The organism is Geodermatophilus tzadiensis, from assembly GCF_003002915.1.
In the GTDB taxonomy this organism is placed as follows: domain Bacteria; phylum Actinomycetota; class Actinomycetes; order Mycobacteriales; family Geodermatophilaceae; genus Geodermatophilus; species Geodermatophilus tzadiensis.
In genome coordinates this window covers 401,643-424,533 of record NZ_PVTG01000001.1, presented here as the reverse complement: position 1 = coordinate 424,533, position 22,891 = coordinate 401,643, and the positions used below count along the sequence as shown (strand labels likewise).

Below are 22,891 nucleotides of genomic sequence, written 5' to 3'. Positions count from 1 at the left end.
GTGGCGCAGCTGAAGGTCACCCAGGTCCGGTCGGCGATCGGCACCAAGCCCAACCAGCGGCAGACGCTGCGCTCGCTGGGCCTCAAGCGGATCAACGACTCGGTCGTGCAGGAGGACCGTCCCGAGATCCGCGGGATGGTCGCGGCAGTGACGCACCTCGTCGCCGTCGAAGAGATCTGAGCAGGGACTCACATGGCTATCAAGGTCCACCACCTGCGTCCGGCCCCGGGCGCCCACACCCCCAAGACGCGCGTCGGCCGGGGTGAGGGCTCCAAGGGCAAGACCGCCGGTCGCGGCACCAAGGGCACCGGGGCGCGCGGCAACACCTCCGCGCGCTTCGAGGGCGGTCAGACGCCGCTGCACATGCGGCTGCCCAAGATGTCGGGCTTCAAGAACCCGAACAAGGTCGTGTTCCAGGTCGTCAACCTCGACCGGATCGCGGCGCTGTTCCCGCAGGGCGGGCACGTCGACCCCGACTCGCTGGCCGCGGCCGGCGCCGTCCGGCGTGGCCAGCCGGTCAAGGTCCTCGGCACCGGCGAGCTCGGCGGCGTGCAGGTCACCGTGCACGCGCACGCCTTCTCGTCCTCCGCGGCCGACAAGATCGCCGCGGCCGGGGGCAGCACCACCCGCATCTGACCGCCGACGACCCCCGGGACGCACCAGCGCCCCGGGGGTCGTCTGCTGCCCGGTCCGCCACGATCTGCGCGGGCCGGGTCCGGCCTCCCCGCAGGGCCCCGCCGCCAGCTCGCGAGTGGCGGGGAGCGGGGCGGTCCTCCGCCGTTGCTAATCTCACTCGACCGACTAGGGGAGGGCACGTGCTGCAGGCGTTCGCCGCGGCGTTCCGGACGCCAGACCTCCGGCGCAAGCTGCTGTTCTCCCTGGCGATCATCGCCGTCTACCGGCTGGGGGCCTCGGTGCCCGGGCCGGGGGTGTCGATCGAGGCGATCAACAGCTGCCTGGAACAGGCGCAGGCCGGGTCCCAGCGCGACGTCTACTCGCTGGTCAACCTGTTCTCCGGCGGAGCGCTGCTGCGCCTGTCGGTGTTCGCGCTCGGGATCATGCCCTACATCACGGCCAGCATCATCGTGCAGCTGCTGGTGGTGGTCATCCCGCGCTTCGAGCAGCTGAAGAAGGAAGGCCAGTCGGGTCAGGCCAAGCTGACCCAGTACACCCGCTACCTGACGATCGCCCTGGCGATCCTGCAGAGCACCGGCATCATCGCGCTGGCCCGCAGCGGCCAGCTGTTCCCCGGCTGCCAGCAGGAGATCATCCCGTCGGACAGCATCTGGTCGACCATCGTCCTGGTCGTCACCCTGACCGCCGGCACCGCCGTCATCATGTGGCTCGGCGAGCTGCTCACCGAGAAGGGGATCGGCAACGGCATGTCCGTGCTGATCTTCACCTCGATCGCCGCGCGCATCCCGGCCGAGGGCGGGTCCATCCTGCAGACCCGCGGCGGCGTCGTCTTCACCGTCGTCTGCGCCTTCGCCCTGCTGATCATCGGCGCGGTCGTCTACGTCGAACAGGCGCAGCGGCGCATCCCCGTGCAGTACGCCAAGCGCATGGTCGGCCGCCGCATGTACGGCGGGACGTCGACCTACCTGCCGCTGAAGGTCAACCAGGCCGGCGTCATCCCGGTCATCTTCGCCTCGTCCCTGCTCTACCTGCCGCAGCTGATCACCCAGTTGCAGGGGGACGAGACCGGCCCGGTCCGGCAGTTCTTCGAGAACTACGTCATCGACCAGAGCAGCCCCGTGCACGTCGCCCTGTACTTCGGCCTGATCGTGTTCTTCACGTACTTCTACGTGTCGATCACCTTCAACCCGGAGGAGCGCGCCGACGACATGAAGCGCTACGGCGGCTTCATCCCCGGCATCCGCCCGGGCCGGCCGACGGCCGAGTACCTGCAGTACGTGCTGTCCCGGATCACCCTGCCCGGGTCGATCTACCTCGGGATCGTCGCGGTGCTGCCCAACTTCTTCCTGTCGATCACCCAGCAGGGAGCGAACCAGAACTTCCCGTTCGGCGGGACGGCAGTGCTCATCATGGTGGGAGTGGGCTTGGAGACCGTGAAGCAGATCGAGACGCAGCTCAACCAGCGCAACTACGAAGGGTTCCTGAAGTAGTGCGCGTCGTGCTGCTCGGCCCCCCGGGGGCGGGCAAGGGGACCCAGGCCCAGATCATCGCCGGCCAGCTGGGGGTGCCGGCCATCTCGACCGGCGACATCTTCCGCGCCAACGTCAGCGGGAAGACCGAGCTCGGCCAGCAGGCGAAGTCCTACATGGACGCCGGCGACCTGGTGCCCGACGAGATCACCGTGGCCATGGTCAAGGACCGGCTGGCCGAGGACGACGCCAAGGGCGGCTTCCTGCTCGACGGCTTCCCGCGGACCATCGCCCAGGGCGAGCAGCTGCGCGGCTCCCTCGAGGACCTCGGCCAGCACCTCGACTGCGTGCTCGAGCTCGTCGTCGACGAGGAGGAGTTGGTGCGCCGGTTGTCGGGGCGCCGCATGCTCGTCGACGGCGAGTGGGTGCAGCGCGACGACGACAAGCCCGAGACCGTCCGGCACCGCCTGGAGGTCTACCGGGAACAGACCGCGCCCCTGTCGGGCTTCTACCAGTCCGAGGGACTGCTCGCCCAGATCGACGCCATCGGGTCGATCGAGGAGGTCACCGGCCGCGCGATGGCCGCCCTGGAGCGGTCCCGGCAGTCGAACGACAGCTGAGGGGACGGCGCCGCCGATGTCGGCCGGGATCCTGAGCCGCCTCCCGCTGATCGCCAAGTGGAGTGGACGCATGATCCAGATCAAGACGCCGCACGAGATCGAGCTGATGCGCGGTGCCGGCCTCGTCGTCGCCCGGGCCATCGCGGCCGTGCGGTCGGCCGTCCGGCCGGGGGTGACCACCGGTGAGCTCGACGCGATCGCCGAGGACACCATCCGGTCGGCGGGCGCCATCCCCTCGTTCCTGGGCTACCACGGGTTCACCGGCAGCATCTGCGCCTCGATCAACGACGAGGTCGTGCACGGCATCCCCGACCCCCGGCGGGTGCTCGCCGCGGGCGACAACATCTCGATCGACTGCGGTGCGATCCTCGAGGGCTGGCACGGCGACTCCGCCGTCACGGTGACCGTGGGGCCGCCGTCGGCCGAGGACGCCGCGCTCATCGACGTCACCGAGCGGTCGATGTGGGCGGGTCTCGCCCGCGCCGTCGCCGGCGGGCGGCTGACCGACATCAGCGCCGCCGTCGAGTCGGCGATCACCGCCGAGGCGCACCCCTACGGGATCGTCGACCACTACGGCGGGCACGGCATCGGCACCGAGATGCACCAGGACCCGCACGTCCTCAACTACGGGCGGCCCGGCCGGGGACCGCGGCTGGTCCCGGGCCTGGCGCTGGCCATCGAGCCGATGGTGACCGTGGGCGACCCGGCCACCGCCGAGCTCGAGGACGGGTGGACCGTCGTCACCAAGGACGGCTCACGGGCCGCCCACTTCGAGCACACCGTCGCCATCACGCCCGAGGGCCCCTGGGTCCTCACGGCCGAGGACGGCGGCGTCGCGGGCCTGGCCCCGTTCGGGATCACGCCGCGCACCTGAGCGACCGGACCGGGCCGAGTGTGACCGGGACCGGGTTGGAGCGCCCCGCGACAGCGGGGTACAGTGAACGACGGCGTTCGCGCCGTCCTGTCGTCGTGCTGTGGCCGCACGGCCCGGGACGCCCTCGCGGGAGCGCCTGCACCACCTGTTCTGCACCCACCGAGTACGACCCCTGCCGGGCCCCGGCATGGTCGCACGCGGATGGAGCACCAGACCACCAGCACCACCGAGTCAGGGAGGCCGTGTCGGGCATGGCGAAGAAGGACGGGGCCATCGAGGTCGAGGGTCGCGTCGTCGAGCCGCTGCCCAACGCGATGTTCCGGGTCGAGCTGCAGAACGGACACCGGGTGCTCGCCCACATCAGCGGCAAGATGCGCCAGCACTACATCCGCATCCTGCCCGAGGACCGCGTCGTCGTGGAGCTCTCGCCCTACGACCTCACGCGCGGTCGCATCGTCTACCGCTACAAGTGACCGCCGCCGGCGCGGGGCACCCGAGGGTGCCGCGCGGGCGGCCATCGATCGACAGGAATGAGGGGCGGCACCGGTGAAGGTCCAGCCGTCGGTGAAGAAGATCTGCGACAAGTGCAAGGTGATCCGCCGGCACGGCCGGGTCATGGTCATCTGCGACAACGCCCGCCACAAGCAGCGGCAGGGCTGAGGGAGTACCTGGACATGGCACGACTGGCTGGCGTCGACCTGCCCCGCGAGAAGCGGATGGAGATCGCGCTCACCTACATCTACGGCATCGGCAAGGCCCACGCCAAGGAGACCCTGGCCGCGACGGGCGTCAGCCCCGACCTGCGCGTCCGGGACCTCGGCGACGAGGACCTGCTGAGGCTGCGCGACTACATCGACGAGCACTTCCGCGTCGAGGGTGACCTGCGGCGCGAGGTCGCCGCCGACATCCGCCGCAAGGTGGAGATCGGCTGCTACCAGGGCCTGCGGCACCGTCGCGGCCTGCCCGTCCACGGTCAGCGCACCCGCACCAACGCGCGCTCGAGCAAGGGCCCGCGCAAGACCATCGCCGGCAAGAAGAAGGCCGGCAAGAAGTAAGCCGCGGGCGTGCCGCCGCGGCGACCCGTGAGGGCGGGAGCGGCGGCACGCCCCGTGCTGCATCTGGCCACGATCAGAAGGAAACCGGAGAGACATGCCTCCCAGGGCTCGCGCCGCGGCTGGTGCCAAGAAGGTCCGCCGCAAGGAGAAGAAGAACGTCGCCCACGGCGCCGCGCACATCAAGAGCACGTTCAACAACACGATCGTGTCGATCACCGACCCCACCGGCAACGTGATCAGCTGGGCCTCCGCCGGCCACGTCGGCTTCAAGGGCTCGCGCAAGTCCACGCCGTTCGCCGCCCAGATGGCCGCCGAGAACGCCGCGCGCAAGGCCCAGGAGCACGGCATGCGCAAGGTCGACGTCTTCGTCAAGGGCCCGGGCTCGGGCCGCGAGACCGCGATCCGGTCGCTGCAGGCCACCGGCCTCGAGGTCGGCCAGATCCAGGACGTGACCCCGCAGCCGCACAACGGCTGCCGCCCGAAGAAGCGCCGCCGGGTCTGACCGGCCACTGACGAGAAGAACGAGGAGTACCTGACGTGGCCCGTTACGCCGGAGCCGACTGCCGCATGTGCCGGCGCGAGAAGATGAAGCTGTTCCTCAAGGGCAGCAAGTGCGAGTCCCCGAAGTGCCCGATCGAGATCCGGCCCTACCCGCCGGGCGAGCACGGCCGGGGCCGCAGCAAGGACAGCGAGTACCTCCTGCAGCTGCGCGAGAAGCAGAAGGCCCGCCGCATCTACGGCGTCCTCGAGAAGCAGTTCCGCGGCTACTACGAGGAGGCCAACCGCAAGACCGGCAAGACCGGTGAGGTCCTGCTGCAGATCCTCGAGTCCCGCCTGGACAACGTCGTGTACCGGGCCGGCTGGGGCGAGAGCCGCGACATGGCCCGCCAGCTGGTCAAGCACGGCCACATCCGCGTGAACGGCCGCAAGGTCGACATCCCGTCCTACCGGGTGAGCGCGAACGACATCATCGAGGTCGCGGAGAAGTCGCGGCGCATGGTGCCCTTCGAGATCGCCCAGGCCCGCGCCGGCGAGCGGCCCGTGCCGCCGTGGCTGGAGGTCATCAGCGGCCAGCTGCGCGCCGTCGTGCACAGCGTCCCGGCCCGCCAGGTGATCGACACCCCGGTCCAGGAGCAGCTGATCGTCGAGCTCTACTCCAAGTAGGCGCTCGCGGCACAGCACCACCAGCACCACCCGGCCCCGGCGGGCGGACGGATGTCCGCCGGGGCCTGCACCACCCCCCTCACGGCGTCATATGGCGGGCGCCGGAGGACACCTAGGAGAACACCGCAATGCTCATCGCACAGCGCCCCACGCTGACCGAGGAGACCATCTCCGAGCAGCGCTCGCGGTTCGTCATCGAGCCGCTGGAGCCCGGCTTCGGCTACACCCTCGGCAACTCCCTGCGCCGCACGCTCCTGTCCTCGATCCCCGGTGCTGCCGTGACCAGCATCCGCATCGAGGGGACCCTGCACGAGTTCACCACCGTGCCCGGGGTCAAGGAGGACGTCACCGAGATTATCCTCAACCTCAAGGGCCTGGTCGTCAGCTCCGACTCCGACGAGCCGGTGACCATGTACCTGCGCAAGCAGGGCCCCGGTGAGGTCACCGCCGCCGACATCGCGCCCCCGGCCGGTGTCGAGGTGCACAACCCCGACCTGCACATCGCCACGCTGAACGGCAAGGGCCGCCTCGAGGTCGAGCTGGTCGTCGAGCGGGGCCGCGGCTACGTGCCCGCGCCGCAGAACAAGCAGCCCGGCCAGGAGATCGGCCGCATCCCGGTCGACTCGATCTACTCGCCGGTCCTCAAGGTCACCTACGCCGTCGAGGCGACCCGCGTCGAGCAGCGCACGGACTTCGACCGCCTGGTCGTCGACGTCGAGACCAAGCCCTCGATCGCCCCCCGCGACGCCATCGCCTCCGCCGGCTCGACCCTCGTCGAGCTGTTCGGCCTGCTGCGCGAGCTGAACGTCGACGCCGAGGGCATCGAGGTCGGCCCGAGCCCGGCCGAGGCCGCCGACATCGCGAACTTCTCGATGCCGATCGAGGACATGGACCTGACCGTCCGGTCCTACAACTGCCTCAAGCGCGAGGGCGTGCACACCGTCGGCGAGCTGGTCACCCGCTCCGAGGCCGACCTGCTCGACATCCGCAACTTCGGGGCCAAGTCGATCGACGAGGTCAAGATGAAGCTGGCGGCCATGGGCCTGGCGCTCAAGGACAGCCCGCCCGGGTTCATCCCCACCTCCGTCGAGAGCTACGACGAGGGCTACGAGACCGACGCCTACCACGGCACCGGCGAGTACGGCGCCGAGTACGGGCAGGTCCAGTACGACGACGGCTCCTACCAGGAGACCGAGCAGCTCTGAGCAGGGACCCCGCTGCCCCCGCCGCTGTCGTGGCGGAGGGCAGCGGGACCGGGCCGGGCGGCGGGGAGACCCGCCGCCCGTCCGGGCGGGAGCGCCCGCCACACTCGATCCAGCGAACGACAGCACCACCTGGTTGCAGCCGGCAGACGCCCCCGGCCGCCTGAGGAAGGACCGACATGCCCACCCCCACCAAGGGCCCCCGTCTCGGCGGGTCCGCCTCGCACGAGCGGCTGATGCTGGCGAACCTGGCCACCTCGCTGTTCGAGCACGGGCGGATCACCACCACCGAGGCGAAGGCCAAGCGGCTGCGCCCGTTCGCCGAGAAGCTGGTGACCTTCGCCAAGCGCGGTGACCTGCACGCCCGCCGCCAGGTCATGACGGTCATCCGGGACAAGGACGTCGTCCACCACCTGTTCGCCGAGATCGGCCCGCGCTTCGAGAACCGGCCCGGCGGCTACACCCGCATCACCAAGGTCGGCTCCCGCAAGGGCGACAACGCCCCCATGGCGGTCATCGAGCTCGTCGAGGCCCTGACCGTGGCCCAGCAGGCCGTCGGCGAGGCCGAGCGCGCCCGCGGCACCCGCTTCGCCGCCGGCGCCGGTGCGGCCGCCGCCTCCGGTGAGGTCACCGCCGACGCCGTCGAGGCCGCCGCCACCGACGAGGCGCCGGCCAGCGACACCGCCGACGCCGACACCGAGACCGCGGTCGCCGACGAGGTCGACGCCACCGAGGCCGCCGAGGCCGACGCGGAGCCCGCCGAGGCCGGGGCGACCGAGGCGACGACCGCCGAGGCCACGACCGACCCGACCGACGCCGAGGACACCGGCGGCGCCCGGTGACCGAGCGGCAGCCGGGCGAGGACGGCGACGCCGGCGCTGCCGGCGTGCGCACCGGCGGCGGCGACCAGGGCGCGACGTTCGAGGGCGAGACCACCGGCCCCGGCGGCGACACCTCGCCCGCGGTCGTCGGTGGCGACGTCGACCCGGAGGCGCAGCGGGTCGTCACCGACCTGTTCAACCCCGACGGGGACCGGCAGGACGACGGCGCCGTGACCCCGGAGCCGCGGGCCGAGAACCTGGCCGTGGTCGACGACCCGACCCTCCCGCCGGACGTGGCCGCCGCCGCGGCCGCCGAGGTCGAGGCCGCCGAGATCGGCGATGCCGCGACCGCGGGCACCCACGCCCCGGGCGGCGAGTCCGCGCCCGACCCGAAGTGAGCGGTCGCTGACCGACACGCACCCGCACGACGAGCCCGCCACCGCACCCGGTGGCGGGCTCGTCCGTCTCCGGCTGTCGATCGCCTACGACGGCACCGCCTTCTCCGGGTGGGCCCGCCAGCCCCACCGGCGCACCGTGCAGGGCGAGCTCGAGTCGGGGCTGGCCACGGTGCTGCGCTGCCCGGTCGACCTGACCGTCGCCGGGCGCACCGACGCCGGCGTGCACGCCACCGGGCAGGTCGCGCACGCCGACGTCCCCCGAGCGGCGTGGGAGGAGCAGCGGGAGCGGCTCGTCCGGCGGCTGCGGGGCGTGCTGCCGGCCGACCTCGCCGTCCCCGGGGTCACGGAGGCGCCCCCCGGCTTCGACGCCCGCTTCGGCGCGCTGGCCCGCCACTACGCCTACCGGCTCACCGACGCCGACTCCGGGCCCCCGCCGCTGCGCCGGGTCGACACCGTCGGCTGGCCCCGCCGGCTCGACGCCGCGGCCATGGACCGCGCGGCCGACCTGCTGCTCGGCGAGCACGACTTCGCGGCCTTCTGCCGGCGCCGGGAGGGCGCCACCACGGTGCGCACCCTGCTCGCGCTGGGCGTGGCCCGCGAGGGGGCCCTGGTGACCGTCAGCGCGTCGGCCGACGCCTTCTGCCACTCCATGGTCCGCAGCCTCGTCGGGGCGCTCCTCGCGGTGGGTGAGGGCCGGCGGGCACCGGACTGGCCGGCCGCGCTGCTGACCCGCCGCGAGCGGGCGGGGGAGGTCCTCGTCGCCCCGCCCGGCGGGCTGACCCTCCTGCGCGTCGACTACCCGCCCGACGCCGACCTCGCCGCCCGCGCGCAGGTCACCCGCGCGCGCCGGACGTGATCAGGGCAGGGCGGCGACGGCGTCGGCGATCGGCGTCTCGCCGCTCACCAGCTCCACGACCGCGTCGGTCGTGCCGGCGTCGAGCAGGGCCAGCAGCACCGCGGCGACGTCGTCCCGGGGCACCTCGCCGTACTCGACGCCGTGGGCCAGGGTGACCCGCCCGGTGCCCGGGTCGTCGGTGAGCCGCCCCGGCCGCACGATCACGGTGTCGAGGCCCGGCCGGGGCAGGATCACGTCCTCGGCCCGCAGCTTGGCCTGCAGGTAGACGGCGAACACCGGGTCCATCCCCTGCGGTGTCCCCTGGCGGGCCTGCTCGACGCCCATCGAGGACACCAGCAGGTAGGGGCGGACGCCGGCGCGCTCGGCGGCGTCGGCGAGCAGCACGGCCGCGCCGTGGTCGACGGTGTGCTTGCGGGCCTCGCCGCTGCCGGGCCCGGCGCCGGCGGCGAAGACCACCGCGTCGGACCCGCGGACGGCGTCGGCGACCTCGTCGACCGACGCGGACTCCAGGTCGAGGACGACGGGGGTGACGCCGTCGGCCTCGAGGTCGGCGGCGTGGTCGGGGTTGCGGACCAGTCCGAGGACGGTGTCCCCCCGGCGGGCCAGGAGGCGGCCGAGGCGGCGGGCGACCTGTCCGTGGGCTCCGGCGATGGCGACGCGCACGGCCGCTGCCCTACCCGTCGCCGGGCGGGGTCACCCCCCGGTCGGGGTCCCGGGCCGCGGCGCGCGCCCGCTCGAGGTCGGCCGGGGTGTCGCAGTCGGTCCACGGCGGGGGCCGGCCGGGCGTGCGCGCGGGGCGGTGGCGGGTGACCGCCAGGCGGGTGAGCACCCGGCGCACCGGCGCCGGCCCCGCGACGTCCGCGAGCGCGGCGCGCAGCGGCGCGGTCCGCCAGACGCCGAGCAGGTACTGGTCGCGGCCGGCGTCGTCGACGACGAGGACGCCGTCGCCGGCGAGCCGCTCGCGCAGGTCGCGCACCAGCGACGCCGTCACGAACGGCAGGTCGCCGGCCAGCACGGCCACCACGTCGGCGTCGACGGCGTCCAGCCCGGCGCGCATCGCCGCCACCGGGCCGCCGCCGGGCGGCTGCTCGCGGACGACGCGCACCCCCTCGGGTACCCGCTGCGGCGGGCCGACGACGACCCGCGGGACGGCGTCGCCGACGGCGGCCAGGACGGCGGCCAGCATGGTCCGCCCGCCCACCTCCAGCTGGGGCTTGGCGCGCCCGCCCAGCCGCGCGGCGCGGCCACCGGCGAGCACCACGGCCGCGTAGGGCGGGAGCTCCGGCGCGGTCACGCCCCGACCGTAGGGGCCGGGCGTGGGTACCGTCGCCCCTCGTGGGACGAGTCACCAGCCGCACCCCGGTCCTGCGCATCCGGGGTCCCGTGCGCACCACCCGACCCGACACGGTCGCCTCCGAGGAGCCGCTGGAGATCCGGCTGGACGGCTCGCCGCTCGCGGTGACGATGCGCACGCCGGGCGCCGACTTCGACCTCGTGCACGGCTTCCTGGCCACCGAGGGCGTCATCGCCGGCATCGAGGACGTCGCCGGGCTGCGCTACTGCAACTCCGTCGACGACGAGGGCCGCAACACCTACAACGTGGTCGACGTCGACCTCGCGCCCGGTGTGGAGCCGCCCGACACCGCGCTGGACCGCAACTTCCTCACGTCGAGCTCGTGCGGGGTGTGCGGCAAGGCGAGCATCGACGCCATCCGCACCCGCACCCGGCACGACGTCGCCGCCGACGGCACCCGGCTGCAGCTCGCCACCCTGCTGGCGATGCCCGACCGGCTGCGGGCCGCCCAGCAGGTGTTCGAGAAGACCGGCGGACTGCACGCGGCCGGGCTATTCACCGCCGACGGCGAGCTGGTGGCGCTGCGCGAGGACGTCGGCCGGCACAACGCGGTGGACAAGGTCGTCGGCGACGCGGTGCGCGAGGGCCGGCTGCCGCTGGCCGGGCACGTGCTGATGGTCAGCGGCCGGGCGAGCTTCGAGCTGACCCAGAAGGCGGCGATGGCCGGCATCCCGGTGCTGGCCGCGGTCTCGGCGCCGTCGTCACTGGCGGTGGAGCTGGCCGCCGACGTCGGCATCACGCTCGTCGGCTTCCTCCGCGGCGACGGCTGCAACGTCTACACCCGCTCCGACCGCCTCGTCCTGGACGAGGCATAGGAGGCTCTCCCCACGTCCCGGGCGCCCGGGACGTGGGGAGAGCCTCCTATGCCCGGGGGTGGTCGCCGCCCCTCAGCTGGGACACGACGTGGGGCAGCAGCGGGCCGAGGACGGCGAGCCCGTCGCGCACCCCGCCGGTGGAGCCGGGCAGGTTGACGACCAGCGTCCGCCCGGCGGTGCCGGCGATCCCGCGCGAGAGCACCGACGTCGGCACCTGCGGCTCCCCGAAGCGGCGCACCGCCTCGGCCAGCCCCGGCGCCTCGCGCTCGACCACCGCGCGGGTGGCCTCGGGCGTGACGTCGGTGGGGGACAGGCCGGTGCCGCCGGTGGTGAGGACGACGTCGGCGCCGGACGCGACCGCCTCGCGGATCGCCGCGGCCAGCGCCTCGACGTCGTCCGGGCGCACGTGCGGCCCCTCGACGGCGAACCCGAGCTCCCGCAGCCCCTCGGCCAGCACCTGCCCGCTGCGGTCCTCGTAGACGCCGGCCGAGGCGCGGTTGGACGCGGTGACGACGACGGCCCGCGCGCCCTCCGGCAGGCTCACCGCCGCCACTCCCCGCTCTTGCCGCCGGACTTGGCCAGCAGCCGGACGTCGGTGACCGACGCCCGCGGGTCCACGGCCTTGACCATGTCGATCACCGTCAGGCCGGCGACCGCGACGGAGGTCAGGGCCTCCATCTCCACGCCGGTGCGGTCGGCGGTGCGAGCGGTGGCGACGATCTCCACGGCGTCGTCGGCCACCGTCACGTCCACGGTGACGCCGTGCAGCGCGATGGGGTGGCACAGCGGCACGAGGTCCGGCGTCCGCTTGGCCCCGGCGATGCCGGCGATGCGGGCCACGGCCACGGCGTCGCCCTTGGGCACGCCCTCGCCGCGCAGCAGTGCGACCACCTCCGGGCTGACCAGCACGCGGCCGGCGGCGGTGGCCTCGCGGGCGGTGACGGGCTTGGCGGAGACGTCGACCATCCGGGCGGCCCCGGACTCGTCGACGTGGGTCAGGCGGTCGGTCACGCGTCCTCCTCGCCGGCGCTCGTCGGGCTCGTGCCCGGCGGTGCCGTGTCATCGGGTGAGCTCGCGCGCTCGCTCACTGGAGCGCTCCCTCGATCAGGACGACGTCGACCGCGGCGCCCGCGGGCAGCTCGGTGACGTCCTCGGGCACGACGACCAGGCAGTTGGCCCGGGCCAGGTGGGCGACCAGGTGCGAGCCGGGCCCGCCGACCTGGGACACCTGGCCCGCGTCGTAGCGGCCGCGGAGGAACTGGCGCCGGCCGGCGGGGGAGCGCAGCGGCGCGGTCAGGGTGGCCGGGGCCCGCAGCCGGTCGGGCGCCGCGTGGCCGAGGGCGCGCCGCAGCGCCGGGCGCACGAACACCTCGAACGACACGAACGAGCTCACCGGGTTGCCCGGCAGGGTGACGACCGGGACGCCGTCGACCGTGCCCGCCCCCTGCGGGCCGCCCGGCTGCATGGCGACCTTGCCGAACTCGACGGTGCCCAGCGTGCGGAACGCGTCCTTGACCACCTCGTAGGCGCCGGCGCTCACCCCGCCGCTGGTGACCAGCAGGTCGGCCCCCGCCAGCTCGGCGCGCACCGTGGTGAGGAACTGGCCGACGTCGTCGGGCACGAAGTGCAGCCGCCGGGCGGTGCCGCCGGCGTCCTCGACCGCGGCGCACAGCAGCAGCGAGTTGGACTCGTAGACCTGCCCGGGCAGCAGCGGCTCGCCGGGCTCGACCAGCTCGCTGCCGGTAGAGAGCACCAGCACCCGCGGGCGGCGGCGCACCCACAGCGTGCGGACGCCCACGGCCGCGGCCAGCCCGAGCTGCGCGGCGCCCAGCGGGCTGCCGGCGGTGAGCGCGACGGTGCCGGCGGTGATGTCCTCCCCGGCGTGGCGCAGGTGCGTGCCGGCGGCCGGTGCGTCGCGGATCTCGACGACGTCGGTGGCCGCGTCGGTGAGCTCCACCGGGACGACGACGTCGGCCCCCGGCGGCAGCAGCGCGCCGGTCATGATCCGCTGCACGGTGCCCGGCGCCAGCGGGACGACGCCGGTGCGGCCGGCCGGGACGTCGTCGGCGACCGGGAGCCGCACCGGGAGCGAGGTCAACTCCGAGGAACGGGCGGCGTAGCCGTCCATCGCGGAGTTGTCGAAGCCCGGCAGCGGCACGCTCGCGGCGACGTCGCGCGCCAGGACGCGGCCGTGCGCGGCGGCCAGGGGCACCTCCTCCTCGCCGAGCGGCGCGAGCAGGGCGGCCACCGCCGCCTGGTGTTCCTCGACCGTGCGCACCGGGCCATCCTGGCGGATGCGCCGCCGGCCGGCTGGCGGGTGTCCGGGACCCCGCCGGGCGGCCGCGTGCGCGGGCCGGGGCGGCATAGGAGGCTTCCCCCACGTCCGCGCGCCCCCAGACGTGCGGAGAGCCTCCTATGCCTGGACACGAGAGGAGCCGCACGTGGCCGAGTACGAGCAGATGCTGGCCGCCAACGAGGAGTGGGCCCGGGGCTTCCCGGGCGAGCTGCCGGTGGCACCGAAGCGGAAGGTCGCCGTGGTGGCGTGCATGGACTCGCGCATGCCGCTGTTCCCGCTGCTGGGGCTGGCCGTGGGCGACGCGCACGTCATCCGCAACGCCGGCGGGGTCGTCACCGACGACACCATCCGGTCGCTGACCATCTCCCAGCACCTGCTCGGCACCCGCGAGATCGTGCTGGTCCACCACACCGACTGCGGCCTGCAGAAGACCGACGACGCCGCCTTCGCCGAGCTGGTCGAGGAGGCCACCGGCGTCCGGCCGCCGTGGCCGGCGCGCGCCTTCACCGACGTCGACGAGGACGTCCGCGAGTCGATCCGGCTGCTGCAGGAGAGCCCCTTCCTCCTCTCGAAGGACGTCTGCGGCACCGTCTACGACGTCTCGACGGGGCGCCTGCGCCGGGTCGAGTGAGGCCGCACCGCGGGGCGTGACCGGCCCGGACCGCCCAGCGCGACGCCGTCGACGGCTCGGCCGCGTCGGCCCCGCGGACCGGCTGGTATCGTCGTCGGCTGGTGCGCGGCCGCCGGCTGGTGCGCGCGTGCCGTCCCCGTCTCCCGTGCTCGGTGAGGCGATCCCACCAGCCGCCCCCGACGACGACGGAGGACACGAGCGCCGTGCGCACGTACACACCCAAGCCCGGCGAGGTCACCCGCGCCTGGCACGTCATCGACGCCACCGACGTGGTGCTCGGTCGACTCGCCAGCCAGGTCGCGACCCTGCTGCGCGGCAAGCACAAGCCCCAGTTCGCCCCGCACGTCGACGTCGGTGACTTCGTCGTCGTCGTGAACGCGAACAAGATCGCCCTGACCGGCTCCAAGCGCGACCAGAAGACCGCCTACCGCCACTCCGGCTACCCGGGCGGCCTGCGCGCCATCAACGTCGGCGACCAGCTGCGCACCCACCCCGACCGCGTCGTCGAGCGCGCGGTGAAGGGCATGCTGCCGCACAACAGCCTGGGCCGGCAGATGATCAAGAAGCTGAAGGTGTACGCGGGTCCGGAGCACCCGCACTCCGCCCAGCAGCCCCAGACCTTCGAGATCAAGCAGGTGGCCCAGTGACCTCCGCCCTGACCGTGACCGACGCCGAGGGGCGTCCCGTCCAGACCGTCGGCCGCCGCAAGGAGGCCATCGTCCGCGTGCGGCTCGTGCCGGGCACCGGCCAGTTCCGCCTCAACGGCCGCACCCTCGAGCAGTACTTCCCGAACAAGGTGCACCAGCAGCTCGTCCGCGAGCCGTTCGTGACCCTCGAGAAGACCGAGCAGTACGACGTGATCGGCATCCTCAAGGGTGGCGGCGTCACCGGTCAGGCCGGCGCGCTGCGCCTGGCCATCGCCCGCGCCCTCATCGAGGTCGAGGCCGAGGACCGTCCCGCCCTGAAGAAGGCCGGCTTCCTCACCCGTGACGCGCGGGTCAAGGAGCGCAAGAAGTACGGCCTGAAGAAGGCCCGCAAGGCGCCGCAGTACTCGAAGCGCTGACCGGTACGCCCGTGGGTCGCCTCTTCGGGACCGACGGCGTCCGGGGTCGGGCCAACGCCGACCTCACGCCGGAGTTGGCCCTCTCGGTGGCCCGTGCGGCCGCCGGCGTGCTCGCCGACCGCGGCGGGACCTCGCGTCCCGTCGCGGTCGTCGGCCGTGACCCCCGCGCCAGTGGGGAGATGCTGGAGGCCGCCGTGGTGGCCGGCCTGGCCAGCGCGGGGGCCGAGGTGCTCCGCGTCGGGGTGCTGCCCACCCCCGCCGTCGCCTTCCTCACCGCGTCCACCGACGCCGACCTCGGCGTGATGATCTCGGCGAGCCACAACCCGATGCCCGACAACGGCATCAAGCTGTTCAGCCGGGGCGGGCACAAGCTGCCCGACGCCGTCGAGGCCGCCATCGAGCAGACCGTGCTCACCGGGGACGGCGCCGGCCACCGCCCGACCGGGGCGGACGTCGGCCGCGTGCGCGACCTGCCCGGCGGCGCCGCCGACTACGCCGCCCACCTGCTGTCCACGCTGCCCGCGCCCGTCGAGGGGCTGCGCCTGGTCGTCGACTGCGCGCACGGCTCGGCCGCGACCTGCGCGCCCGACGTCTACCGCCGCGCCGGCGCGGAGGTCACCGTGATCGGCGGCGAGCCCGACGGCTGGAACACCAACGACGGCGTGGGCTCCACCCACCTGGGCCCGCTCACCGAGGCCGTCCGGGCGCAGGGCGCCGACCTCGGCATCGCCCACGACGGGGACGCCGACCGCTGCCTGGCGGTCACCGCGGAGGGCCAGGTCGTCGACGGCGACGCGATCCTCGCCGTCTGCGCCCTCGGCCTCAAGGAGCGCGGCGAGCTCACCCAGGACACCGTCGTCGCCACGGTGATGAGCAACCTGGGCTTCCACCACGCGATGCGCGACGCCGGCATCGCGGTGCACACCACCGCCGTCGGCGACCGCTACGTGCTCGAGGCGCTGCGCGCCCGGGGGCTGAGCCTGGGCGGGGAGCAGAGCGGCCACCTGGTCTTCCTCGACCACGCCACCACCGGCGACGGCCTGCTGACCGGCCTGGCCCTGCTCTCGCGGATGTCGGTCACCGGCGCCTCGCTGGCCGAGCTGGCCTCCGTGGTGCAGCGGCTGCCGCAGACGCTGGTCAACGTCCCCGTCCGCGACCGCATCGCCGTCGCCGAGGACGAGGAGGTCGCCGCGGCGGTCAACGCCGCCGAGACCGAGCTCGGTGACGACGGCCGGGTGCTGCTGCGCCCGTCGGGCACCGAGCAGCTGGTCCGCGTGATGGTCGAGGCGCCCACGCAGGAGCAGGCCGACGCGATCGCCACGCGGCTGGCCGAGGTCGTCTCCGCCGTCGGGTAGGCGCCGTCCTCCCGCGGGGTGGGACGGGTGGGACGGTCCGCACGTTTCACACCGTGGGAGGACGGATCGGTCCGGCACCGCCGGTACCCTCGGTCCACATGTGCGGCATCGTGGGTTACGTCGGCCCGCAGAACGCCCTGGACGTCGTCCTGGAGGGTCTGCGCCGGCTCGAGTACCGGGGCTACGACTCGGCAGGTGTGGCCGTCCGGGTCGGCGGCCCCGACGGCGGGGAACTGGCCGCGGCAAAGAAGGCCGGGAAGCTGGCCAACCTGGAGAAGGTGCTCGCCGACCAGCCGCTGCCCGAGTCGACCATCGGCATCGGGCACACCCGCTGGGCCACCCACGGCGGGCCCACCGACCGCAACGCCCACCCGCACCTGTCGGCCGACGGCCGGGTGGCCGTCATCCACAACGGGATCATCGAGAACTTCGCCGCGCTGCGCGCCGAGTGCGAGGCCGCCGGCGTGGAGTTCCGCTCCGACACCGACACCGAGGTCGTCGCCCACCTGCTGGCCGCCGTCTACCCGGAGCTGCCCGAGGGCCCGGGCCGGCTCGCCGAGGCGCTGCGCGCGGTGTCGCGCCGGCTCGAGGGCGCCTTCACCCTGGTCGTCGCGCACGCCGACGAGCCCGACACGCTCGTCGCCTCCCGCCGCAACAGCCCGTTGGTGGTCGGCGTCGGGGACGGTGAGTACTTCCTGGGCTCCGACGTCGCCGCGTTCATCGCGCACACCCGCGAGGCCCGCGAGCTCGGCCAGGACCAGGTCGTCGAGATCGACCGCACCCGCGGGCTGAGCGTCACCGACTTCGACGGCGCCCCGGCCGAGCCGGTCGCCTACACCGTCGACTGGGACGCCGCCGCCGCCGAGAAGGGCGGCCACGACTGGTTCATGCTCAAGGAGATCGCCGAGCAGCCCCAGGCGGTCGCCGACACCCTGCTCGGCCGGCTGAGCGACGAGGGCGACCTCGTCCTCGACGAGATGCGCCTCTCCGACCAGGAGCTGCGCGACATCGACAAGGTCTTCGTCGTCTCCTGCGGCACCTCCTACCACGCCGGGCTGATCGCGAAGTACGCCATCGAGCACTGGACCCGCATTCCGGTCGAGGTCGAGGTGGCCAGCGAGTTCCGCTACCGCGACCCGGTGCTCGACCGCTCGACACTGGTCGTCGTCATCAGCCAGTCGGGCGAGACGATGGACACCCTGATGGCGCTGCGGCACGCCAAGGAGCAGAAGGCCCGCGTGCTGGCGATCTGCAACGTCAACGGCTCGACCATCCCGCGCGAGTCCGACGCCGTGCTCTACACCCACGCCGGGCCCGAGATCGCCGTCGCCTCGACCAAGAGCTTCCTGGCGCAGATCGTCGCCTGCTACCTCGTCGGCCTGATCCTGGCCCAGGTGCGCGGCATCAAGTACGCCGACGAGGTCGCCGTCATCGTCCGCGAGCTGCAGAAGCTGCCCGAGGCCGTGGCGCAGGTGCTCACCCAGATGGAGCCGGTGCGCGAGCTCGGCCGGTCCATGGCCGACGCCGGCACGATCCTGTTCCTCGGCCGCCACGTGGGCTTCCCGGTGGCGCTGGAGGGTGCGCTCAAGCTCAAGGAGCTCGCCTACATCCACGCCGAGGGCTTCGCCGCCGGCGAGCTCAAGCACGGCCCGATCGCGGTCATCGACGAGGGCACCCCGGTGGTGGTCATCGCCCCCTCGCCGCGCGGTCGCAGCCTGCTGCACGGCAAGGTCGTCTCCAACATCCAGGAGGTCCGGGCGCGCGGCGCGCGGACCATCGTGATCGCCGAGGAGGGCGACGAGGACGTCGTCCCGTACGCCGACCACCTGATCCGGGTGCCGCGCACGCCCACCCTGCTGGCGCCGGTGGTGACCACCGTCCCGCTGCAGGTGCTCGCCTGCGAGATCGCCGCCACCCGCGGTTACGACGTCGACCAGCCGCGCAACCTGGCCAAGAGCGTCACCGTCGAGTAGCCGGACGGCTGCGCCCCGATCAGGTGACCTGATCGTGGCGCGTCCTCCCCGACGGTGCACGGTCGGGGAGGACGCGCTGCGGTGCGGTAGGACGGCGCCGCAGCGGCCCGCACGGCAGACTGGCCCGGTGATCGTCGGGGTCGGGATCGACGTGGTGCCGGTGGCCCGCTTCGCCGAGTCGCTGGTGCGCACCCCCGGGCTGCGCGACCGGCTGTTCACCGCGGCCGAGCAGGTGACCCCCTCGGGCGGGGACCGGACGGCGGAGTCGCTGGCCGCGCGCTTCGCCGCCAAGGAGGCCCTGGCCAAGGCGCTGGGCGCCCCGGGCAGCCTGCGCTGGCACGACGCGGAGGTCGTCGTCGGCGACCACGGCCGCCCACGCCTGGAGGTGCGCGGCAGCGTCGCCCGCCGCGCGGAGGCCCTGGGCGTCGAGTCGTGGCACCTCTCGCTCAGCCACGACGGCGGCATCGCCTCCGCGGTGGTGGTCGCCGAGGGGACGCCGGCGTGATCGGGCTGTCCACGGCCGCCGAGGTCCGCGCCGCCGAGGACGTGCTGCTGGCCCGCACCCGCGAGGGCGTCCTCATGCAGCGGGCCGCCACCGGGCTGGCCGCCGTCTGCCTGCGGCTGCTCGGTCGCGCCCACGGCGCCCGCGTCACCGCACTCGTCGGCGCCGGGAACAACGGCGGGGACGCGCTCTTCGCCGGCGCCCGGCTCGCCGCCCGCGGCGCCCGGGTCACCGCCGTCCTGCTCGACCCCGACCGCGCCCACCCGGCCGGCCTGGCCGCGCTGCGCCGCGCCGGCGGCCGCGTCACCGGACCGGAGGGCCCCGACGGGCTCGACCGCGCCGACCTCGTCCTCGACGGCGTCGTCGGCACCGGCGGCCGCGGCGGGCTGCGGCCCCCGGCGGCGCACCTGGCCGCGCGGGCGGCCGCCGGGCCGGGGGTGACCGTCGCCGTCGACGTCCCGAGCGGCGTGGACGCCGACACGGGCGCGGTGGACGGCGAGGCGTTCGCCGCCCTGCACACCGTGACCTTCGGCGCGGTCAAGCCCGGGCTCGTCGTGGGCGACGGGCGCGGGTGCGCCGGCACCGTCCACCTCGTCGACATCGGCCTCGGCCCGCACCTGGCGGCGCCGCGGGCGCACCAGCTCACCGACGCCGACGTCGCCGCGCACCTGCAGCCGCCCGAGCCCGGCGACGACAAGTACTCCCGCGGGGTGGTGGGCGTCGTCGCGGGCTCGGCGGTGTACCCGGGCGCCGCCGTCCTCTGCACCGGGGCGGCGCTGCGCACGAGGCCGGGGCTGGTCCGCTACGCCGGGACGGCCGGCGACGGCGTGCGCGCCGCCTGGCCGGAGGCGATCGTCACCGACGGCCGGCCCTCCGACGCCGGCCGGGTGCAGGCCTGGGTCGCCGGACCCGGGATGGGCACCGACGACGACGCCCGCGCCACGCTCGCCGAGGTGCTGGCCACCGACCTGCCCGTGGTGGTGGACGCCGACGCGCTGACGATGGCCGCCCGCGAGCCCGACCTGGTGCGCGACCGGCGCGCGCCCACCGTGCTCACCCCGCACGACCGCGAGTTCGCGCGCTTCGGCGTGCCGGTGGGCGCCGACCGGATCGGGGCCGCGCGCCGGCTGGCCGCCGAGCTGGGCGCCGTCGTGCTGCTCAAGGGCGACGCCACGGTGGTGGCCGGCCCCGACGGGACGGCGTTCGTCAACGCCACCGGCACCGCCGAGCTGGCCACCGCGGGCACCGGCGACGTGCTCGCGGGGATCCTCGGCGCCCTGCTGGCCACCGGCACCCCGCCCGCGGAGACCGCCGCCGCCGCCGCCGCCCACCTGCACGGCCGCACCGGGCAGCTGGCCTCCGCCCGCGGCCCCCTCGTCGCGAGCGACCTGGTGCGCCACCTGCCCGGGGCCGTCGGCCTGGTGCGCGGGTCCGCGACGGGGAGCCTGCGAGACTCGGGGGCGTGAGCGAGCGAGTGCCCCGGGCCGAGGTGGTCGTCGACCTCGACGCGATCGCGGCCAACACCGCGGTGCTGCGGGAGCGGGTCGGCCGGCCGCTGATGGCGGTGGTGAAGGCCGACGGCTACGGGCACGGCATGGTCCCCGCCGCGCGCGCGACGCTGGCCGGGGGAGCCGACCAGCTCGGCGTCGCGGTGCTCGAGGAGGCCCTCGCGCTGCGCGCCGCCGGCATCACTGCGCCGGTGCTGGCCTGGCTGCACACGCCCGGCAGCGACTACGCCGCGGCGCTGGCCGCCGACGTCGAGGTGTCGGTCAACACCGACCGGGCGCTGGCCGAGGTGGTCGCCGCGGCCCGCGCCACCGGCCGGCCGGCCCGGCTGCACCTGTGCGCCGACACCGGCCTGTCGCGCGAGGGCGCCGGGCCGGCGGACTGGCCCGGGCTGGTGGCCGCCGCCGCGCGCGCCCAGGACGACGGCGACCTCGCCGTCGTCGGGCTGTGGAGCCACCTGGCCTACGCCGACGCCCCGACGCACCCCACGATCGGCGCGCAGGTCCGCGTGTTCGAGGAGGCCGTGGCGATCGCCCGGCGGGCCGGCCTGACCGACGCCCGGCTGCACCTGGCCAACTCCGCGGCCACCGTCGCGCTCCCCGGGACCTGGTTCGACATGGTCCGCCCGGGGATCGCCGTCTACGGCCTCGACCCGCTCGGCGGCGACGCGGCCGCTCACGGCCTGCGGCCGGCGATGACGGTGCGGGCGCGGGCGGCGCTGACCAAACGCGTGCCCGCCGGCGTCGGCGTCTCCTACGGCCACACCTACTCGCCCGACCGCGAGACCACCCTCGTGCTCGTCCCGGTCGGCTACGCCGACGGCGTCCCGCGGGCGGGGGGCAACCGTGCGCCGGTGCTGGCCGCGGGCGCGCGGCGCACCATCGCCGGGCGGGTGTGCATGGACCAGTTCGTGCTCGACGTCGGCGACGACGAGGTGCGCCCCGGCGACGAGGTGGTCCTCTGGGGTCCCGGCGACTCCGGCGAGCCCACCGCGCAGGACTGGGCCGACGCCGTCGACACCATCCACTACGAGCTGGTCACCCGGGTCGGCGGGCGGTTCACCCGCCGCTACACCGGGACCGCGGGGGCGGTCTGATGGCGCGCAGGCAGGAGGCGCGGCAGCAGCCGGCGCACTCGGGGCTGGCCGAGGCGGTCGCGCGGCACCCGGTGGTCGCCGGTGCCGGCGCCGTCGTCGGCCTGGCCGCCGCGACCGCCGCGCTGGGGGTGACCGTCGCCCGGATCGCCACCCGCCGGGTGCGCGCCGACCGGCTCAGCCCCACCGGCGCGCTGCCGGAGGGCGCCACCGAGGCCGAGCTGCGCGAGGACGACCCGCTCGGCCCGTCCGCGCGCCGCGCCGACCGCACCGCGCTGGTGCAGGCCGACGACGGCGTGCTGCTGGCGGTGGAGGAGGTCGGCCCGCTCGACGCGCCGCTGACCGTCGTCTTCGTGCACGGCTACACGCTGTCGATGGCCTCGTGGACCTACCAGCGGCGGTCGCTGGGCGCGGCGCTGGCCACCGCCAACGGCCACCGGCCGGCCGCCCGGCTGGTCTTCTACGACCAGCGCGGGCACGGCTCGTCCACCCGCGGGCCGGTCGAGCACGCCACGATCGAGCAGCTCGCCCGCGACCTGGCCTCGGTCCTGGAGATGCGGGTGCCCAACGGGCCGGTCGTGCTGGTGGGTCACTCGATGGGCGGCATGACGGTCATGGGCCTGGCCGACGTCCACCCTGAGCTGTTCGGCCCGAAGGTGGTCGGCGTGGCGCTGGTGTCGACCTCCAGCGGCAACATCGCCGAGCTCGACTTCGGCCTGCCGGACGTCCTGACCCGGGTGCGCGCCGCCGTCCTGCCGGTCGCGGCCTGGACGATGCGCCGCCGACCGGCCTTCGCCGAGCGCACCCGCCGGCTGGCCGCCGACGTCGTCTCGGCCGCCACCCGCTCGCTGTCGTTCGCCTCCACCGACGTCGACCCCCGGCTGGGCCGCTACGTCGACGCGATGATCGGCGGGACGCCGGTCGACGTGATCGCCGAGTTCTACCCGGCGCTGGTCGGCCTGGACGAGACCGGCGCGCTCGAGCCGCTGCGCCGGGTGCCGGTCCTGGTGCTCACCGGCGACGCGGACAGGATGATCCCCAAGGAGCACAGCGACACCCTGGTCGAGCACCTCCCGGACGCCGAGTACGTCGTCGTCCCGGACGCCGGCCACCTCGTGACGCTGGAGAAGCCCGACGAGGTGACCCGGGCGCTGTCGGGGCTGCTGCGCCGGGTCGCCGCCGAGACCGCCGGGCGCCCGAGCGACTGA

29 protein-coding genes are annotated in these 22,891 nt (G+C 74.7%); 24 read left to right on the top strand and 5 right to left on the bottom strand.

Translation table 11 applies throughout. The annotated features are described in order from the left end of the window. The 14 genes from rpmD to truA all read left to right on the top strand — a co-directional run bounded on the left by rpmD (position 1) and on the right by truA (position 9,095). Complete coding sequence (rpmD, locus tag LY71_RS02005; protein ID WP_091108658.1) at positions 1-180, top strand: 50S ribosomal protein L30; 180 nt, start codon at positions 1-3, stop codon at positions 178-180. A 12-nt stretch (positions 181-192) separates the two neighbouring features. Then, complete coding sequence (gene rplO, locus LY71_RS02000; RefSeq protein WP_106275281.1) at positions 193-636, top strand: 50S ribosomal protein L15; 444 nt, start codon at positions 193-195, stop codon at positions 634-636. 179 nt (positions 637-815) lie between these two features. Further along, positions 816-2,126, top strand: coding sequence for a preprotein translocase subunit SecY (gene secY, locus LY71_RS01995; RefSeq protein WP_106275280.1), 1,311 nt, complete (start codon positions 816-818; stop codon positions 2,124-2,126). A gap of 8 nt (positions 2,127-2,134) precedes the next feature. Next, positions 2,135-2,725: an adenylate kinase gene (locus tag LY71_RS01990; RefSeq protein ID WP_425433018.1), complete on the top strand. Its 591-nt coding sequence runs from the start codon at positions 2,135-2,137 to the stop codon at positions 2,723-2,725. A 70-nt stretch (positions 2,726-2,795) separates the two neighbouring features. Beyond that, positions 2,796-3,599 (top strand): type I methionyl aminopeptidase, encoded by an 804-nt coding sequence (gene map, locus LY71_RS01985; protein WP_106275479.1) that lies wholly within the window; start codon positions 2,796-2,798, stop codon positions 3,597-3,599. 251 nt (positions 3,600-3,850) lie between these two features. Beyond that, complete coding sequence (gene infA, locus LY71_RS01980; RefSeq protein ID WP_012950459.1) at positions 3,851-4,072, top strand: translation initiation factor IF-1; 222 nt, start codon at positions 3,851-3,853, stop codon at positions 4,070-4,072. 73 nt (positions 4,073-4,145) lie between these two features. After that, positions 4,146-4,259, top strand: coding sequence for a 50S ribosomal protein L36 (rpmJ, locus tag LY71_RS01975; protein ID WP_012950458.1), 114 nt, complete (start codon positions 4,146-4,148; stop codon positions 4,257-4,259). 14 nt (positions 4,260-4,273) lie between these two features. After that, a complete protein-coding gene (gene rpsM, locus LY71_RS01970; RefSeq protein WP_091108654.1) occupies positions 4,274-4,654 on the top strand; it encodes a 30S ribosomal protein S13 in 381 nt (126 codons plus the stop codon). Positions 4,655-4,748: 94 nt separating this feature from the next. Further along, positions 4,749-5,156, top strand: a complete 408-nt coding sequence (gene rpsK, locus LY71_RS01965) for a 30S ribosomal protein S11 (protein ID WP_012950456.1) — start codon at positions 4,749-4,751, stop codon at positions 5,154-5,156. Between the two features lie 35 nt (positions 5,157-5,191). Continuing rightward, a complete protein-coding gene (rpsD, locus tag LY71_RS01960) occupies positions 5,192-5,818 on the top strand; it encodes a 30S ribosomal protein S4 (protein ID WP_089402122.1) in 627 nt (208 codons plus the stop codon). Between the two features lie 128 nt (positions 5,819-5,946). After that, positions 5,947-7,023: a DNA-directed RNA polymerase subunit alpha gene (locus tag LY71_RS01955; RefSeq protein ID WP_106275278.1), complete on the top strand. Its 1,077-nt coding sequence runs from the start codon at positions 5,947-5,949 to the stop codon at positions 7,021-7,023. 176 nt (positions 7,024-7,199) lie between these two features. Further along, the gene (gene rplQ, locus LY71_RS24595) at positions 7,200-7,862 is read left to right on the top strand and encodes a 50S ribosomal protein L17 (RefSeq protein WP_106275277.1); all 663 of its coding nucleotides are present in this window, start codon (positions 7,200-7,202) and stop codon (positions 7,860-7,862) included. Then, entirely contained in the window at positions 7,859-8,239 is a 381-nt protein-coding gene (locus LY71_RS01945; RefSeq protein ID WP_106275276.1) for a hypothetical protein, read from the top strand. The genes rplQ and LY71_RS01945 overlap by 4 nt, the downstream gene beginning before the upstream one ends. Then, entirely contained in the window at positions 8,181-9,095 is a 915-nt protein-coding gene (gene truA / locus LY71_RS01940; protein WP_106275275.1) for a tRNA pseudouridine(38-40) synthase TruA, read from the top strand. The genes LY71_RS01945 and truA overlap by 59 nt, the downstream gene beginning before the upstream one ends. On the opposite strand, the gene LY71_RS01935 is transcribed toward truA, so the two are convergent. Together LY71_RS01935 and mobA are read right to left on the bottom strand one after the other, a co-directional pair. Beyond that, positions 9,096-9,758: an NAD(P)H-binding protein gene (locus LY71_RS01935; RefSeq protein WP_106275274.1), complete on the bottom strand. Its 663-nt coding sequence runs from the start codon at positions 9,756-9,758 to the stop codon at positions 9,096-9,098. A gap of 10 nt (positions 9,759-9,768) precedes the next feature. Then, positions 9,769-10,389, bottom strand: a complete 621-nt coding sequence (gene mobA / locus LY71_RS01930) for a molybdenum cofactor guanylyltransferase (protein ID WP_106275273.1) — start codon at positions 10,387-10,389, stop codon at positions 9,769-9,771. Between the two features lie 41 nt (positions 10,390-10,430). Here mobA and fdhD point away from each other — a divergent pair, with 41 nt between their 5' ends. Next, a complete protein-coding gene (gene fdhD / locus LY71_RS01925) occupies positions 10,431-11,264 on the top strand; it encodes a formate dehydrogenase accessory sulfurtransferase FdhD (protein ID WP_106275272.1) in 834 nt (277 codons plus the stop codon). 46 nt (positions 11,265-11,310) lie between these two features. Here the strand turns inward: fdhD and LY71_RS01920 are convergent, their stop codons facing one another. The 3 genes from LY71_RS01920 to moeA form a co-directional block, all read right to left on the bottom strand. Continuing rightward, positions 11,311-11,808, bottom strand: coding sequence for a MogA/MoaB family molybdenum cofactor biosynthesis protein (locus tag LY71_RS01920; protein ID WP_211297089.1), 498 nt, complete (start codon positions 11,806-11,808; stop codon positions 11,311-11,313). After that, a complete protein-coding gene (gene moaC / locus LY71_RS01915) occupies positions 11,805-12,275 on the bottom strand; it encodes a cyclic pyranopterin monophosphate synthase MoaC (RefSeq protein WP_106275270.1) in 471 nt (156 codons plus the stop codon). The genes LY71_RS01920 and moaC overlap by 4 nt, the downstream gene beginning before the upstream one ends. A 73-nt stretch (positions 12,276-12,348) precedes the next feature. Next, positions 12,349-13,542 carry a molybdopterin molybdotransferase MoeA gene (gene moeA, locus LY71_RS01910; RefSeq protein ID WP_106275269.1) on the bottom strand — a complete coding sequence of 398 codons (1,194 nt, stop codon included), beginning with the start codon at positions 13,540-13,542 and terminating at the stop codon, positions 12,349-12,351. A gap of 163 nt (positions 13,543-13,705) precedes the next feature. On the opposite strand from moeA, the gene LY71_RS01905 reads away from it, so the two are divergent. From LY71_RS01905 to LY71_RS01865, 9 genes are all read left to right on the top strand, one after another. Beyond that, positions 13,706-14,191 (top strand): beta-class carbonic anhydrase, encoded by a 486-nt coding sequence (locus LY71_RS01905; RefSeq protein ID WP_106275268.1) that lies wholly within the window; start codon positions 13,706-13,708, stop codon positions 14,189-14,191. Between the two features lie 203 nt (positions 14,192-14,394). Then, the gene (gene rplM, locus LY71_RS01900) at positions 14,395-14,838 is read left to right on the top strand and encodes a 50S ribosomal protein L13 (RefSeq protein ID WP_106275267.1); all 444 of its coding nucleotides are present in this window, start codon (positions 14,395-14,397) and stop codon (positions 14,836-14,838) included. After that, positions 14,835-15,254 carry a 30S ribosomal protein S9 gene (gene rpsI / locus LY71_RS01895; protein ID WP_106275266.1) on the top strand — a complete coding sequence of 140 codons (420 nt, stop codon included), beginning with the start codon at positions 14,835-14,837 and terminating at the stop codon, positions 15,252-15,254. Before rplM ends, rpsI begins: the two co-directional genes overlap by 4 nt. An 11-nt stretch (positions 15,255-15,265) precedes the next feature. Continuing rightward, positions 15,266-16,609, top strand: a complete 1,344-nt coding sequence (glmM, locus tag LY71_RS01890; RefSeq protein ID WP_106275265.1) for a phosphoglucosamine mutase — start codon at positions 15,266-15,268, stop codon at positions 16,607-16,609. Positions 16,610-16,707: 98 nt separating this feature from the next. Then, positions 16,708-18,582, top strand: a complete 1,875-nt coding sequence (gene glmS, locus LY71_RS01885) for a glutamine--fructose-6-phosphate transaminase (isomerizing) (RefSeq protein ID WP_106275264.1) — start codon at positions 16,708-16,710, stop codon at positions 18,580-18,582. A gap of 127 nt (positions 18,583-18,709) precedes the next feature. Beyond that, positions 18,710-19,087 (top strand): holo-ACP synthase, encoded by a 378-nt coding sequence (locus tag LY71_RS01880; protein WP_106275263.1) that lies wholly within the window; start codon positions 18,710-18,712, stop codon positions 19,085-19,087. Continuing rightward, positions 19,084-20,550 carry an NAD(P)H-hydrate dehydratase gene (locus LY71_RS01875; RefSeq protein WP_211297088.1) on the top strand — a complete coding sequence of 489 codons (1,467 nt, stop codon included), beginning with the start codon at positions 19,084-19,086 and terminating at the stop codon, positions 20,548-20,550. The genes LY71_RS01880 and LY71_RS01875 overlap by 4 nt, the downstream gene beginning before the upstream one ends. Continuing rightward, entirely contained in the window at positions 20,547-21,686 is a 1,140-nt protein-coding gene (gene alr / locus LY71_RS01870) for an alanine racemase (protein WP_211297087.1), read from the top strand. The genes LY71_RS01875 and alr overlap by 4 nt, the downstream gene beginning before the upstream one ends. Then, on the top strand, positions 21,686-22,891 hold the full coding sequence (locus LY71_RS01865; RefSeq protein WP_106275261.1) for an alpha/beta fold hydrolase: 1,206 nt from the start codon (positions 21,686-21,688) through the stop codon (positions 22,889-22,891). Before alr ends, LY71_RS01865 begins: the two co-directional genes overlap by 1 nt.